This window comes from Beijerinckia mobilis, assembly GCF_000745425.1.
GTDB classification, from domain to species: domain Bacteria; phylum Pseudomonadota; class Alphaproteobacteria; order Rhizobiales; family Beijerinckiaceae; genus Beijerinckia; species Beijerinckia mobilis.
The window spans coordinates 23,457-37,673 of sequence record NZ_JQJH01000018.1; the positions used below are offsets into that span (position 1 = coordinate 23,457).

Genomic DNA, 14,217 nt, shown 5'->3' on the forward strand with positions numbered 1-14,217 from the left:
GACTAATAGAGGGCGTTTCACCGCTTATCCTTTCGGATCAGAATTTCAATTCTACGATTAACGGCCGCCAAAGGATCCTCTGTCATTTTCAGATGCCGATCAGCATATCCTTCGACGTGTTCTATACGACGAGGATCAAGTCCACCCTTAATTAACATATACTGAGCCATTATTGCTCGGGATGTCGACAGACGCCAATTATCATAGGCATTATCTTTATACTGCCGCCCATCTGTAAATCCTCTGATAACAACACTTCCTTCATGGCTTTTCAGAATCTCCGCGATTTTCTGCATAGCCTGGACAGTTTGCTTTTGCGGTTCCGCAGATCCAATGGCAAACATCGAATAAGCAATATTATCCGTGAGATTTATCAACACGCCGTCATGAACCACTTTTGCCTCTATCGCAGGCGTGACAGGGCCAGCCGCACGTTCCTTCACGGAATCATTAAGATCCTTTGTCAATTGTGTGAGTTCATCGACCTGGTTGATTCCTTCAACATTTTGAGCCGGTATATCCTGCTGCCCCTTATCGGCCCCAGGCGATGGTTTCGGCACGGCGCCTTTAGCTCCACGTTTAACATTGGCACGTTCCGTTTCAACTTTAGGATCGGTTGCCGGCTTGGCAGGCTTCAAATCTTCTCGTTCTCGCCGTACCTCAAGAGCAACATTTTCCTCACTCCGCACCTCTCCGCTCACATCAGAATTCGTTATCGTGGGAGCGAATGGATCTCGATAGACTTGCGACGTCTCATCGACGCTCAACGCATTCTTATCAGAACCCGTCGACTCTCCATGGCTGATCGGTGCCTCATCAGCCCGGCCAGCTATTTCCGCAAGCACGGCATAAGGATCCCGAAAAAGAGCATCCTCGGAATATTTCGCCTTCACTTGCTGAGATGGATGCTTGTCGTCCTTGTCAGACGCGTTTGCTTCTCCTTTCCCTTTATCCGCCCCGGTGGGTGATTGATCTTTGTCAATAGAAGAACTTTCCTCCTTTTCCGGCGGCGGATGAACCCCTTTCTGCAGCGTCGTCATATCAACGAGTTTGATGGGATTGAAATAACGTGCGATTGACGTCTTTGTTTTCTCATTGGTAGAATTCACCAACCACAATACCAGGAACAATGCCATCAAAGCGGTCATGAAATCGGCGAAGGCAATCTTCCACGCCCCACCATGATGACCTTTTCCGTGTGACCCACGTCGTTTGACGATGACTATTTCTTGACCTTCAGACATTGTCACAACTCCGATGGATCTGTCAGGCACGACAACCACGTCTGTAACCTGGTCTCTATATGGGAATCACCGAATGTAATTTTCACTTCGGGATCAACCGCCGCATCAGTATCAATTCTTTCGATCTTCGACGAGATCCCTTCAACCAATATATCAAGGACCTCCTTTGGACCTTTGATAATTATCGGATTGCCTCCCGAATGATTGCCTAAAGTCGAAAGGATCGTCTTCAATTCAACGATTGCGCGTTCCCGTATTTTATCCGCAAGAAACGGACGCAAAATACGCTCAACCGCATCCGCTATTTCCTCTTCCATATGCTGGAACGAAGAATGCAGATCGTGCGTCAACGGTTGCGCAAATTCTTTCATCCATTGACGTTTTGCATCGCAAAGGCGCACTTCAAAATTTTGTCGTTCTTTTTCGAGAAGTGCTTTCCCTTCTTTACGTCCCTCTTCCAGACCTCGTGCTTGCCCCTCATCACGAGCAGCGACAAGCCGATTTTCAACGTCGTTTTCCTTTATCGTGTCGGTATAGACATCTTCCTCAATGGTCCCAGTCTCAACAATGTCACCGACATCACGAAAATGCATGAGATAGTCGCTTACGGGTCTTATACTCATACATCTTCTCCTTGGTGAATCCATTGCTTGAGGACGGCCGCTGCTTGCTGTTCATCATATTCGATGATTTGTTCAAGTCGCTTTTGTGGTGTACGCCTTTGTGTACCAGTCAAGTCTTCAATGAGATTAGTCTCCGACGGGGGCGACCAAGACGGAAGAGAAGCTGGAATATCCTCTTCTTCGTCCAAATCCTGCAAATCCTCATTATTGAACGTAATCGCGGAGACAGGATTACTTCGAGTATTGGCAAGAACCGCTTTTGTCGCGGGCCGCAATCCGAACCAGATCAATAAGATCGTGACAATGAGGATCGTGACCGCATTGACGAGATTCGACGATTGCCTCAGGGCGAGTTCCGCGAAGGAAATGGGGGGTTGCGGTTCCAATTCGTGATTTGGATCGATGAAATCCACTGCCGATATTTTGATTGAATCTCCACGCTCCTTGTGGGCACCGGACGCTGAGGCGACGAGTTGTTCGATTTCCTCCATCTGCTTCGTGAGCGCTTCTGGGGTCGGTTTTTCGCCGAGGGACGAAATCAGACTTGCACGATTAATGAGAACGGCTACAGAAAGTGTCTCGATGCCATATCCACCACTAACTGTATTGATCACTTTCGAGGATATCTCGTAATTGGTCAGTTCCTCCCGCTTCTGGCTTTCTTCAGTGGATTGCTTGCCATCATCGGAGCGCGTCGTTTCCTGTGGGAGATTGCGTTCTACCGTCGTCGGAGACTGGACTGTCGAATTTTGAGAGTTCTGGTTATGCTTGGTGACACGAGTCGAACGTTCGACCTTTGAATCAGGATTGTAGATCGTCTCGTTCGTCTGTTTCTTATCCGTGTTGAGATGCGTGGCGACACTCACCTGGAAATTACGGAGACCGAGATAAGGCGTGAGCGTTTTTCTGATATTATCGATAATCTCACGAGAGACTGCTTTTTCAAGCACCATCATGCCACTTGGAGCACCATCCACCGTGTCTGCGCCTGAGGCGAGCAAGACACCTTCTGTATTGAGAACGGTGACTTCCTCGACAGTCATCCCAGGCACAGCCGAAGCAACGAGATGCCGGATCGCCTTGGCCGCACCCGACTCGTCATTCGAATCCATGCGCACAACGACAGAAGCCGAAGGTGGCTGCCGGACGCGACGAAACGACCCTTCCTCCGGCATGACGATATGAACCCGGGCTGCTTTTACACCATGCATCAGCTGGATGGTTCTCGACAATTCTCCTTCAAGCGCTCGGACACGAGTTACTTCCTGCATGAATGAGGTCAATCCAAGCGACCCCAGCTTGTCGTATAATTCATTCCCCGCATTCGGACTATTGGGAAGTCCTTTTTCTGCAAGCAGCATACGTGCGCGCGCTGTTTCACCAAAACGAACCAGAACAGCATTTCCATCCGCATTGACATCGAACGGGATGTCAGCCTCTTTCAGAGCTGAAGCAATCCTGCTGACATCCTGCCGATCAAGACCCGAATAAAGAATCTCTTGGGCCGGCCGGCTTAGAAAATAGCCCGCGAGCCCCGTCATCGCGAAAACGGACACACCGATGACACCAAGCGTTATCAGGCGTTTCATACCCAACTTCAGCAGATTTGCCCAAAGACGCTCGATTTGCTCTCGAACCGTCATTCGCTTCCCTCGATTCCTTGCCTAAATCTTTACGAAAGATGCGGGGGAAAGCTTGTGCGAACATGACCAAGAAAAATGGCCGCGCTATCACCAGCGCGGCCACTATCATCTAGATCAAAACAACTTAAATATCTGAAACATTTTGGCCGTCACAGGGAATGTTCAGATGAAATCAATGTTCCATCGCGAACTAGACTGTTCCGATCAGCGAGGCTCATTGACAAACCATGGCTTCGCTATCGCATAGGAAAAGCACGAGAAAACTCTCATGCTTTTCCCATCACATTATTTGCGGATCATGAGAGCTTACTGGAACAGGCGGAGGATGAGCTGCGTGTTCGAATTCGCGATGCTCAGTGCCTGAATGCCCAATTGCTGCTGCACCTGAAGCGCGGCGAGTTTGGTCGAAGCTTCGTTCATATTCGCATCGACGAGTGCACCGACACCAGCGGTCAGAGAGTCGCTCAAATTCGAGACGAAATTCGACTGAACACTGATGTTCGTCTGCGTCGCACCAAGAATACTGCCCGCCTTGGTAACATTGCTAATCGCCGATTCCACATCTTTCAGAAGATTGGTGATCGAGAACGTACCGGTGGTCGAAATAGGTGTCGCAGAATCGATGGCGAAGCCGAGGACCGAGGTGCCAGATGCCCCCGCCGTGGAGGCAAGATAACCGGACGTTCCCGTCGAGTCGTAAACACCGACGGAATCTGCCGTGAACAGCAGCGTGGTGCCAGTGTCGAGAGATAGATAGCTGACACCCGACCGTGAATCATAAGAGGCGGCAAAATTGACCGCGCCGGTCGTGCTCGCGGCGAGAAGATTGATACCGTTAAAAGTCGACGACTGGCCGATGCTGATCAGCAGCTGCTGCTGAGCCGCAATATCAGTGCCGATCTTGTCGAGATCCTGGCCGGGGCTGGTTGCCTGGACAAGATCATTCTTGATCACCTGCAGAACGGAAATGGTGCTCTGCACTGCCGTGCTCATGGTAGAAACCAGCTGGTTACTTCCCGCAAGAGCATCGGAAACAGCACCGAGCGCCCCGACATTGGATTTCATTTTGGTCGCAATCGACCAATAAGATGCGTTATCCGAGGCGCTGGAGATACGCTGACCCGTCGAGATCTGCTCCTGAGTCTTTTGCAGCGACTGCTGGGTCTGACCCAAGACCTGCAGAGCCGTCATGGAAGCGCTATTGGTAAGAAGGCTTGACATTGTATGTCCCTTTAAGAAAATTTGTGAAAAAACTGGGACATACCGGATTTTCGCCGGTACAACAGAGCGGCTTGATGCCCTTGGGCCTTCAATGTGACCCAACCTGTCATGGGTTCTTTTTAGCAGGCGAAGCTTGTGTCGAACTGAATCTAATCATTCATATTCTAACGATCGGTGATTTATTCTTTTCCGTCGGTCCGACATAAGGTCGTTGGATATCCCGCTCACCCTCCAAGGACGCAGACGACAAAGCTGGAACATTGCAAAACGCTCCAGCAACAATGGATTTTCTATGCGCATCCGATCGATCGCAACCTGTGGCGAGCGATATGATCCGGCTTGAGTGATCCGCGCGCATCAAGACTTGAACCTAATCGCGCAGCGTTCCCCTTCAATGCGAAACAGACGATATGGTTGGAGCGGCGAACAGCGATTTTCGCGGATGGACCAATTCCTCACCGAGTCGGAAGCGATAGACATTCTTCCGGTGCCCATCCGCACCATCCCGCCAACCTGCAATATTTTTGCTGAGACTCATGAATGCGCTGCGAACAGCAGTAGACAGACAATCTCCACCACTTGCTGCGTGGCTCCGGCAACATCCCCGGTCTGTCCACGGATTTGTGCGCGCGCCGTGAAAGCGACGAAACAGGATGCGATGAAACCCAGAAATAAAACTCCAAGGCAGCGGAAAAACCCTGCGCCACCAAACAATGGCAGAAATCCCAGGCAGCCGGACAGAGCGAAAGCCCGCAGGACCGCAAGGTAATGAGGCCTGCCCACACTGAAACCTGACCCCTCGCTGCGAGCCGGCGGCAAAAACAGCAAGGGTATCAATGCCAATGTCCGCGACAAGGCGGCGCTGGCGATGAGAACGGTCACGGCCAGACCGAGACTGGTTTCAGCAAGGGTTGCGAGGCTAGCGATTCGCAGCCAGACGGCCAGGATGAGGGCAAGCACCCCATAACTGCCAAGCCGGCTGTCTCGCATGATCTCAAGTTTACGCGCGACATCTCGACCGCCACCGAATCCATCGGCGCAATCGGCGAGCCCATCTTCGTGCAGCCCCCCGGTCATGAGAATCATGGCGAGAATGGATAAAGGCGCCGCGAGCCAGGGCCCAAGGCCGAATCCGCCGGCGGCAAGAAGGACGAAGCCGCCCAGAGCGCCCACTACCGCCCCCGCAGCGGGCAGCGCCCGCACTGCCCGCTTCAAGCGGCCAAAGCCGCTCTCTAGCCCATGGGGATCATATTCACCCGGCAAAGCTGGAACGGGCAAGCGCGTGTAAAAGCGCAGGCAGAAGGCGACGTCATTCAGAAAGGGTTTAGAAGGGCGCATGGTCCTGTTTCCAGCAAACCGCGCGCCCTGTCGAGGAAAATACAAGGTTCTGCTTCACAGACGGGCTGAGCCATATTCGTCGAGATCCTCGACACTCAAGCCACATTGCGTGGCCCCCTCCTCGAGAAAATCACCAAGCAGCGGCATGCCGAGAAGATATTGCGCGGTCCGCTCGTTATGGGCGTCAGCCGCCGTCTGCCGCAAGGTCTTCCAACCCTCGACCGTATCATCACCGCGTCCGAGCCAGGCAAGCGCCACGAGATCGATCTGTTCATCGACATTGAGATCGTGGATGAAAGTTACGAGTTCCCGCTGCACCGGATCATTGGCCTGGTCCTCAAGAATATCGACCCCGCCATCATCACTCGGATTTGAGCCCGAATCGACATCGGTGAGCACATCCTTGGCGTCGAATTGCCGCGCCAGGGAAATGACGAAACCGATCTTATCCGGTGTGATCGTCAAATGCGGCATCTTAGCCATAGCTAGCGTCCCTGTTTGATGAATGCGAATGCCCAAAGCCTGTTTGAAACATCTACTCTGGCATAAAAAAATGCCCCGGCAGAAACAAGGTTCCATCGGGGCATTTTTGTCGCACGAGACCGTTGCAAACGGTTTTCAAAGTCCCGCGAGATATTGCGTCGGATCGACAGGGGTCGCACCCTTACGCAATTCGAAATGCAATTGCGGAGAAGTGACATTGCCGCTTTGGCCCGATTTGGCGATGGTCTGACCACGCTTAACGGTTTCGCCCCGCTTGACTTCGAGATCGCCATTATTGGCATAGGCGGAGACGAAGCCATTGGGGTGGCGGATGAGCACCAGATTGCCGTAGCCTTTGAGTTCGCTACCGGCATAGGCAACGACGCCACCCTCGGCAGCCTTGACGGCCGTTCCCTCGGGCACTGCTATATTGATACCATCGTTGCCACCCGGCTTGAATGCCTGGATGATTCGTCCGCGAGCAGGCCAACGAAACTCAGGATTGGCGCTGTCGCTGACAGAAGCCTTCGCTGGCGCCGGTGCTTCAGCCGGTTCAGCGGCCGGTTGCTCGACGGCACGCGCAGCTTTCTGTTCGACCCGCTGCGTCTGAGTCTCAAGCTGGCGCTTTTCCGCCAGTTTCACCTCCCGCGGCGTTTCGAGCATTGCCGATTTGACAGCCTTTTTCGTCTCGGTCTGCACATGCTCGGCTTTGCCGGTAGCGGCTTTCGCCGCCGTTTCAGCCTTGGCCAAGGTCGCGGTTTTCATCGCCTGCGGCGCGGCAGCACCCGCCTTGACCTGCGAGGCGAGGCGCGACTGCACCTGGGCGCCCGCAGTCTGAATCTCCTTCGCGTGCTGAACGACCGCCTGTTCCTGCGCATGGCCTTGCGCCAGCCCCGCACGGGCCGCGCCTTTGACCGCATTGGCTTCGGCCTGCGCGCTCCGCGTCGCGGACTGCGCTACATTGCGCGCTTGTCTCACAGGCTCTGCCTGCTGCGCGAGCGCCGCCGGTTTGGGGACAGTTGGGAGACGGCTCGGCAATTCGGCGGCGGCTGTCGCCGTGCGCGAGGCCAGCTGGGTGGTCTTTTGCACCGTCCCCTGGACTGCGTTTTGCGCCATATGCGCCCCGCTCGATGCGGCGAGAGCGGCATTATAAACGGGGATGATGACGCGCGTGCCGGGCTGGATCTCGCTTGCGGAACCAAACCCGTTGGCCCGCACCAGATTGTCGGTGGGAACTCCGTAACGACGCGCCAGAATGGCGGCAGATTCGCCCTGCCGCACGACGACCGGCGTGCCGCCCTCGATCGTCCAGCCAGCGGCACCACCGGCGACCGCGCGCGGCACGGCAGGCGTGGGCGAAACCGCAGGCGTGGGAAGCGACTGCGCCTGGACCGCCACGGGGGAGGATTGCGGTATCGCCGCACCCAAGGCTTGCCGATGCACTGGAGTCACCGGCGCCGAGCGCTGATAGGACCCACCCAGGCTTCCCGTCGGCGTGGAATCCGTTCCACTGGAACTACTTTCGAAAGGATTGCTGAAGGCATTCGCCAATCGCTCGGAATTGGCACATCCGGTCAGCAGGCTGGCAGCTGCCCCAGTCAGGGCAAGGCGCATCGCCAACCTGGAGGGAGCGGCGCACGATCCACGCAACGAGAAGGAAAAACGCATAATGCAATCCACTAGGCGATGTCAGTGGGGAACATTAAGGCCAAGTCGGGTTAAAGGAGCGTTTAAGGTGAACGCTTCTTCAGAAAAAAGCCTCCCAAAATTAAGATTACTCCTCATTAACCTTGCCTGAAGCGTTGGGGCGGGCGGGCTCCGGCACCGGCCGATCAAACCCACAGGAAGACCGGCAAAACACCTCCTCCACCAATGCACCGGCATCAAAGCCTCAAAGAGAGCGGGCGGTCCCCTGCAACAATGGCTGAAAGAAAAAGCCGCGCTCCTGCCCTGTTTCGTCGAGCGTCTCCTGGAGCCAGCCTTCGCCATTGCGGCGCAGGATCCTCAAGCTCTGGGGTTCCTCATCCTGCGGATAAAGGATGAGCCCGTCAGCAGCTAAAAGCTGTCTCAGCGCCTCCGGAATGTTGTGGCAGGCAGCGTGGATGAGGATGCGGTCAAAAATTCCACTTTCCGGCGGAACCGTCGAGCCATCCCCCGTCACGACGAGAACATTATCGCGACGTAGCGATGCCAGCCGGCCGCGTGCCGGTTCGGCGAGAGACGCAAAACGCTCGAAGGAGATGATTTCACGCGCTATATGCGAAAGCACGGCGGCGGAATAACCAGAGCCGGTCCCGATTTCGAGAATCCGGTGGCGTGGCAGAACAGAGAGCTTCTCGATCATCTGCGCGATGAGCACCGGTGCCGTCATTGTCTGCCCGCATCCGAGCGGCAGGGCAAGATCGCTATCGGCGAAGGCGGCGCAGCCCTCCGGGACGAAGAGCTCACGCGGCACCTTTTCGAGCGCGCGCAAAAGCGCGAGATCGCGAATGCCACTGCCGCGCAGGCGCAGAAGAAAAGCGGCCCGGCTTTCCGCCTCATGGATCGCACCGGATGCTAAAGGCGCATCGGCGCAATGAGAATCAGCGAAGGAAGGACCGGAATGCCCCATGATAACGGCTCATGCCGGCGTCTTGGACGAAGCCAATGCTTCATCGTGGAGATCCCTCGGCAGCATCTGCGCAAGCCGCGTCATGGTCGGCTCGTCGGTCAGATCGATGCGCAGGGGCGTCACCGCGATCTTCCTTTGGGCGATGGCTTCGAGATCGGTGCCGATCCCCGGTTGGCGCGTATCACGTGCGAAGGCGATCCAGTAATAGGGCAGATGACGGCCATCATGGCGACCATCGATCTTGATCGTCGTGGCGTCACGACGCCCCTGCGCGGTGACCGCCAAGCCCTTCACCTCGCTCGCGGCACAGGCGGGAAAATTGACATTCATGACGATGTCTGGATCGATTCCCGCCGCAAGCAGGCGCCGGATGATCGAGGGAGCGTAGGTCTCGGCGCAATCCCAATGCATGCCGTCGCGCCCTCCCGTGCCAGCGTCGTAGCATTGCGACAGAGCGATGGAGGGAATGCCGAGAATCGTGCCTTCCATCGCACCGGCGACTGTACCGGAATAGATGACGTCCTCGGCGAGATTCTGTCCACTATTGACGCCCGAAAGGACGAGATCCGGCTTGTGTTCGAGCAGAATCTTGCGCACGCCCATGATCACGCAATCAGTCGGCGTGCCCTTCACCGCGAAACGCCGTTCAGATATTTGGCGCAGGCGCAGGGGATCGCTGAGCGATAGCGAATGCGCCACTCCGGATTGGTCGCTTTCAGGCGCCACGACAAAGACATCATCCGAGAGCGCGGAGGCAATCCGCTCCAGAACGGCAAGGCCAGGAGCATTGATGCCGTCGTCATTGGTGATCAATATGCGCATCGCCATCCTTGCCAAATTTCTCGGCCAAATCTCTCACAATCAGCGGGTCCCGCTTCCGGGCATTATCGCCGTCAAGCCGCCCATATAGGGCCGCAGGGCTTCCGGCACGTTTACCCCACCATCTTCCCGTTGGTAATTTTCAAGCACGGCGACGAGCGCACGACCGACCGCGACACCCGATCCATTCAGCGTATGCACGAAACGTGTCGCCTTGCCGCCTTCCGGACGGTAACGCGCATTCATTCGGCGCGCCTGGAAATCGCCACAGACGGAACAGGACGAAATCTCGCGATAACGCCCCTGCCCCGGCAACCAGACCTCGATGTCATAGGTTTTCTGCGACGAAAAACCCATATCGCCGGTGCAGAGTGTCACCACGCGATAGGCGAGGCCAAGCCGTTTCAGCACCGTCTCGGCACAACCGAGCATTCGTTCATGTTCGATCAGCGCCTGCTCCGGCGTGGCGATCGAGACGAGTTCGACTTTGCTGAACTGATGCTGGCGGATCATGCCACGCGTATCGCGGCCAGCCGACCCAGCCTCGGCCCGGAAACAGGGCGTCAAGGCGGTGAACCGCAGCGGCAATTGCCTTTCTTCCAGAATCGATTCCCGCACCAGATTGGTGAGCGACACTTCCGCCGTGGGAATGAGCCAGTAGGAGTCCCCACCACCTTCCTGCGGCAGACGCCCGGCATGGGCAGCGAAGAGATCTTCCTCGAACTTCGGCAATTGCGCCGTGCCAAACAGGGCATCGTCACGCACCAGAATCGGCGGGTTGATTTCGGCGTAATCATGCTCGCCTGTATGCAGATCAAGCATGAACTGGCCGAGCGCCCGTTCAAGCCGCGCAAGCGGTCCCTTATTCACGACGAAACGCGCGCCGGACAATTTGGCCGCGGTCTCGAAATCCATCAGGCCGAGATTTTCACCTATCTCGAAATGTTCTTTCGGCGTGAAGGAAAAGACGGGCTTTTCGCCCACCACACGCAATTCCGGATTGTCGTTTTCGTCACGCCCGAAAGGCACGTCGTCGAGCGGCAGGTTGGGAATTTCCGCAAGCGCGCGATCAAGCACGACGATCGCCCGTTTTTCCGCTTCCTCGAGAGCCGGCGCGCTGGCCTTGAGCTCCGCCATCTCGGCTTTCAGAGCCTCGGCACGCTCATTATCCTTGGCTTTCATCGCCGCACCGATTTCCTTCGAGGCAGCGTTGCGGCGTTCCTGGGCCACCTGCGAGGCGGCGATGGCAGAGCGGCGCGTATCATCGAGCGCAAGCAGGTCCGCGGCGAGCGGCGGCAGGCCTCTCCGCTCGCGTCCCGCATCGAAAAGGGCGCTATTCTCGCGAATCCATTTGATATCGAACATGCCGCTATCCAAAGCCGCCGTTCCAGCCTCATCGTTGAAAAGCGATGCGCCAGCCCTGGCGGCAGACGTCAGAATCAAGGGTCAGAATTTCGCCGCAGCCTGTTCCGCACGAGCTTCCGCCGCACGTTGTTTTTCAATCAGCTGAACGGAAAAAACCGATAGTTCGTAGAGGAGGAGAGCCGGAACGGCAAGCGCCAGCATCGAAAAGATATCCGGCGGCGTGAGGACGGCGGCGATGATGAAGCAAAGCACGATCGCATAACGGCGCTTGTCGCGCAAAAAGGCCGAATCAATGAGTCCCACACGCCCGAGCAAGGTAAGGATCACCGGCAATTGGAAGGTGACACCGAAGGCCAGAATGAGGCTCATGATGAGCGACAAATATTCGCTGACCCTTGGCAGAAGCTCGATCTGCGGACGTCCGGGCTCCTTGGCCTGCTGCATGCCAATGAAGAAGCCGAGCAGATTCGGCATCACCATAAAATAGACGAGCAAGGCACCGGCAATGAAGAAAATCGGTGTCGCCACGAGATAGGGAGCAAAGGCTTTGCGTTCCTGGCGATAGAGGCCGGGCGCGACGAAGGCGTAAAGCTGCGCGAGAATAATCGGGCAGGAGAGAAAGGCCGCGGCAAAGATCGCCACCCGGACCTGGGTGAAAAAGAATTCCTGCGGCGCCGTATAGATCAGCTTCGCGTCCGGCCCGGCGGCTTTCTGAAACGGTATGACGAGAAGATTATAAATATCCTTGGCGAAATAAAAACAGATGAAGAACATCACCAGGAAGGCGAGCAGGGCCTTGATCAGCCGCGCGCGCAATTCGATCAGATGATCCATCAAGGGGGCCTTGGTGGCCTCGATGTCAGCGTCGGTCATAGCCGAAAGCGTTTCCTGTGAAATTCTCAAGGTGAAAAGGGCAGGATGCAGCGCGTCAAGCCGAAACCCCGTGCTTGTCCGTCGAAACGGTTTCGACCACTTTCGGCTCGCCCGCATCCAATTCGGCCGTTTGGGCTGGTTGGGATTGTGCGGGATTGGATGCAGCGGATTCCGCGTCGGCCACGGCCGGAACCGCAGGCGAGGAAATCGCTTGCTCGGGAATTGATTGGGAAAGCTGCGGTATCGGTTCATGAACCGGCGTGACGGCAGGCGTCTCAGTGGCGGGCGTCGCGGTGGCAGCCGGCGAAGCGACCGGAGAGGAAAGCGCGCCGGTCAAATGATTGCGGACTTCATGAATCGGCTGAAAATTCGCTTCAATCTTGGCATTTTCGCCAAGCTTTTCCATATTCGCGCGAATATCCTCCATATCCGCCTCATGCATGGCTTGCATGAACTGCGCCTGGAAATCCGCCGCCATGCGCCGCATCCTGCCGACGGCCTGACCGACCTGACGCATCACGCGCGGCAAATCTTTCGGGCCGATCACGATCAAAGCCACGACGCCGATGATGATCAGCTTGCCCGCGTCGAAATCAAACATGAAACGCGTTATCCGCTCTTAGAACCGCGACCTTGACAACCAAGATCCCCAAAACCCGCAATGGTTGACCGCATTTCCTTCATGCGGCCCGGCGACGACAGCCGGGACGAAGCGCTGCATCAGAGCATTATCGCCAACGGCCTTGCTCCAGACTTGTCGCGCTCCGAACCATTTCCAGCCGCCGGACCTAAGCGGTCTCCCAAGCGTCCTTCAAGCTGAAGTGGCTATAGAACCACTCAGGCCCGATTGCTGCCCTGAAACACTCGTGTCTCAGCTGGCGCGATGCGTTTCGGACACTTTGGAAGCGTCTGTGATCGTCTGGTGATCGAGCACACGCGGAGCCTCAACCGGCCGGGCTGCTTCCGGTTTCTCGTCGTCGTCGGCGAGACCCTTCTTGAAGGATTTAATGCCCTTGGCGACATCGCCCATGAGATCGGAAACCTTGCCCTTGCCACCGAAGACGAGCAACAGGACGGCGCCGACGATGATCCAGTGCCAGAGCGAAAGGGAGCCCATGAAAACCTCCATCCCCGCGGAATGTTGAAATGTAAATTAGCCTCTTGATAACACGGATCCGGCGAACCTGTCCCGCATGTCGAACCGCTAGATAAGCATGATTCTTGAAATTATCACCACAAAGTCCGGCCCAATATGCACTTCCGCGTTAAATCGCCCCGACAATGCGGTTTTTCCGACGAACACCCATAGTTTCGCGGAATTCTGGACTTCAACCAGAACATTCACTTGGAGAGTGATGCTACTTTAACGCGGTTCTTTTCTCGCATGACCGTCACTGCAGTTCTTTCACCATGTCGCCATGCAGTGCCGCCGTGCTCCCGCCATCGAGCTCCTTTGGCATAATGTTTCCATGCGGAATGTCTCATCGCGCCGGCCGGGCTCCCGGCCTTCCCGGGACTTTTCGTCGTCGGACAAAAAATGGTATCTGGGCGTCTTCCAATGACGTCCGGCCATTGCTGTTTGGCCGTGGGCGGTCTGATCCCGCTCGCTGCTTATAGGGTCGGCACCGCTTTTCTGTTCAACTGATGAGGATCTGATGCCCCTTTACGCTTATCATTGCAACGATTGCGGGAATGAATTCGAGCTTCTCGTCCGTTCGTCCGATGTTCCGGCCTGCCCAAGCTGCCAAAGCACAAATTTGCAGCAGATGGTGTCCAAAATCTGTGTCGAAATCAAATATCCGGCCATAGCCGCCTCCTGGCGCAAACAGGCACAGAAGGAAGGCGACCTGTCGCATTTCAGTAAGAAGGAAATCGATACCAAGAGTAAGGCCTGATCGGGATCGACAGCAGCACGGAGGAGAACGAAGCGCACCAGTCTGCAATCACGCTCGCGGCCAAGCCCACGGCAGATTGTACGCGACGATCTCCTTCAGGAG

14 protein-coding genes are annotated in these 14,217 nt (G+C 56.0%); 1 reads left to right on the plus strand and 13 read right to left on the minus strand.

All coding sequences use genetic code 11. The annotated features are described in order from the left end of the window. Positions 1-17: 17 nt before the first annotated feature. From DL88_RS13605 to DL88_RS13665, 13 genes are all read right to left on the minus strand, one after another. Positions 18-1,244 (minus strand): MotB family protein, encoded by a 1,227-nt coding sequence (locus tag DL88_RS13605; RefSeq protein ID WP_034997043.1) that lies wholly within the window; start codon positions 1,242-1,244, stop codon positions 18-20. A gap of 2 nt (positions 1,245-1,246) precedes the next feature. After that, entirely contained in the window at positions 1,247-1,867 is a 621-nt protein-coding gene (locus DL88_RS13610; protein ID WP_034997045.1) for a FliH/SctL family protein, read from the minus strand. After that, complete coding sequence (gene fliF / locus DL88_RS13615; RefSeq protein WP_034997048.1) at positions 1,864-3,510, minus strand: flagellar basal-body MS-ring/collar protein FliF; 1,647 nt, start codon at positions 3,508-3,510, stop codon at positions 1,864-1,866. The genes DL88_RS13610 and fliF overlap by 4 nt, the downstream gene beginning before the upstream one ends. A gap of 306 nt (positions 3,511-3,816) precedes the next feature. Further along, complete coding sequence (locus DL88_RS13620) at positions 3,817-4,731, minus strand: flagellin N-terminal helical domain-containing protein (protein WP_034997050.1); 915 nt, start codon at positions 4,729-4,731, stop codon at positions 3,817-3,819. A 534-nt stretch (positions 4,732-5,265) separates the two neighbouring features. Continuing rightward, positions 5,266-6,069, minus strand: a complete 804-nt coding sequence (gene cobS / locus DL88_RS13625) for an adenosylcobinamide-GDP ribazoletransferase (RefSeq protein ID WP_034997052.1) — start codon at positions 6,067-6,069, stop codon at positions 5,266-5,268. A 54-nt stretch (positions 6,070-6,123) separates the two neighbouring features. Beyond that, positions 6,124-6,552, minus strand: a complete 429-nt coding sequence (locus DL88_RS13630) for a DUF3775 domain-containing protein (RefSeq protein WP_084705185.1) — start codon at positions 6,550-6,552, stop codon at positions 6,124-6,126. Positions 6,553-6,687: 135 nt separating this feature from the next. Beyond that, on the minus strand, positions 6,688-8,166 hold the full coding sequence (locus DL88_RS13635; protein WP_051955978.1) for a LysM peptidoglycan-binding domain-containing M23 family metallopeptidase: 1,479 nt from the start codon (positions 8,164-8,166) through the stop codon (positions 6,688-6,690). 277 nt (positions 8,167-8,443) lie between these two features. After that, on the minus strand, positions 8,444-9,163 hold the full coding sequence (locus DL88_RS13640) for a protein-L-isoaspartate O-methyltransferase family protein (RefSeq protein WP_084705187.1): 720 nt from the start codon (positions 9,161-9,163) through the stop codon (positions 8,444-8,446). A 9-nt stretch (positions 9,164-9,172) separates the two neighbouring features. Next, positions 9,173-9,985: a 5'/3'-nucleotidase SurE gene (gene surE / locus DL88_RS13645; protein WP_051955982.1), complete on the minus strand. Its 813-nt coding sequence runs from the start codon at positions 9,983-9,985 to the stop codon at positions 9,173-9,175. A 39-nt stretch (positions 9,986-10,024) separates the two neighbouring features. Beyond that, the gene (gene serS / locus DL88_RS13650; RefSeq protein ID WP_034997141.1) at positions 10,025-11,347 is read right to left on the minus strand and encodes a serine--tRNA ligase; all 1,323 of its coding nucleotides are present in this window, start codon (positions 11,345-11,347) and stop codon (positions 10,025-10,027) included. A gap of 81 nt (positions 11,348-11,428) precedes the next feature. Continuing rightward, a complete protein-coding gene (tatC, locus tag DL88_RS13655) occupies positions 11,429-12,220 on the minus strand; it encodes a twin-arginine translocase subunit TatC (RefSeq protein WP_034997055.1) in 792 nt (263 codons plus the stop codon). Positions 12,221-12,275: 55 nt separating this feature from the next. Next, positions 12,276-12,821, minus strand: a complete 546-nt coding sequence (gene tatB, locus DL88_RS20845; RefSeq protein WP_084705188.1) for a Sec-independent protein translocase protein TatB — start codon at positions 12,819-12,821, stop codon at positions 12,276-12,278. Positions 12,822-13,091: 270 nt separating this feature from the next. After that, on the minus strand, positions 13,092-13,337 hold the full coding sequence (locus DL88_RS13665) for a twin-arginine translocase TatA/TatE family subunit (protein WP_034997057.1): 246 nt from the start codon (positions 13,335-13,337) through the stop codon (positions 13,092-13,094). 538 nt (positions 13,338-13,875) lie between these two features. On the opposite strand from DL88_RS13665, the gene DL88_RS13670 reads away from it, so the two are divergent. Then, on the plus strand, positions 13,876-14,115 hold the full coding sequence (locus DL88_RS13670) for an FmdB family zinc ribbon protein (protein WP_034997059.1): 240 nt from the start codon (positions 13,876-13,878) through the stop codon (positions 14,113-14,115). Positions 14,116-14,217 lie beyond the last annotated feature (102 nt).

What these genes read in the sequence shown, in the direction of transcription:
- DL88_RS13605 (WP_034997043.1), bottom strand. Translation starts at nt 1,244, where the DNA reads ATGTCTGAAGGTCAAGAAATAGTCATCGTCAAACGACGTGGGTCACAC.
- DL88_RS13610 (WP_034997045.1), bottom strand. Translation starts at nt 1,867, where the DNA reads ATGAGTATAAGACCCGTAAGCGACTATCTCATGCATTTTCGTGATGTC.
- fliF (WP_034997048.1), bottom strand. Translation starts at nt 3,510, where the DNA reads ATGACGGTTCGAGAGCAAATCGAGCGTCTTTGGGCAAATCTGCTGAAG.
- DL88_RS13620 (WP_034997050.1), bottom strand. Translation starts at nt 4,731, where the DNA reads ATGTCAAGCCTTCTTACCAATAGCGCTTCCATGACGGCTCTGCAGGTC.
- cobS (WP_034997052.1), bottom strand. Translation starts at nt 6,069, where the DNA reads ATGCGCCCTTCTAAACCCTTTCTGAATGACGTCGCCTTCTGCCTGCGC.
- DL88_RS13630 (WP_084705185.1), bottom strand. Translation starts at nt 6,552, where the DNA reads ATGGCTAAGATGCCGCATTTGACGATCACACCGGATAAGATCGGTTTC.
- DL88_RS13635 (WP_051955978.1), bottom strand. Translation starts at nt 8,166, where the DNA reads ATGCGCCTTGCCCTGACTGGGGCAGCTGCCAGCCTGCTGACCGGATGT.
- DL88_RS13640 (WP_084705187.1), bottom strand. Translation starts at nt 9,163, where the DNA reads ATGGGGCATTCCGGTCCTTCCTTCGCTGATTCTCATTGCGCCGATGCG.
- surE (WP_051955982.1), bottom strand. Translation starts at nt 9,985, where the DNA reads ATGCGCATATTGATCACCAATGACGACGGCATCAATGCTCCTGGCCTT.
- serS (WP_034997141.1), bottom strand. Translation starts at nt 11,347, where the DNA reads ATGTTCGATATCAAATGGATTCGCGAGAATAGCGCCCTTTTCGATGCG.
- tatC (WP_034997055.1), bottom strand. Translation starts at nt 12,220, where the DNA reads ATGACCGACGCTGACATCGAGGCCACCAAGGCCCCCTTGATGGATCAT.
- tatB (WP_084705188.1), bottom strand. Translation starts at nt 12,821, where the DNA reads ATGTTTGATTTCGACGCGGGCAAGCTGATCATCATCGGCGTCGTGGCT.
- DL88_RS13665 (WP_034997057.1), bottom strand. Translation starts at nt 13,337, where the DNA reads ATGGGCTCCCTTTCGCTCTGGCACTGGATCATCGTCGGCGCCGTCCTG.
- DL88_RS13670 (WP_034997059.1), top strand. Translation starts at nt 13,876, where the DNA reads ATGCCCCTTTACGCTTATCATTGCAACGATTGCGGGAATGAATTCGAG.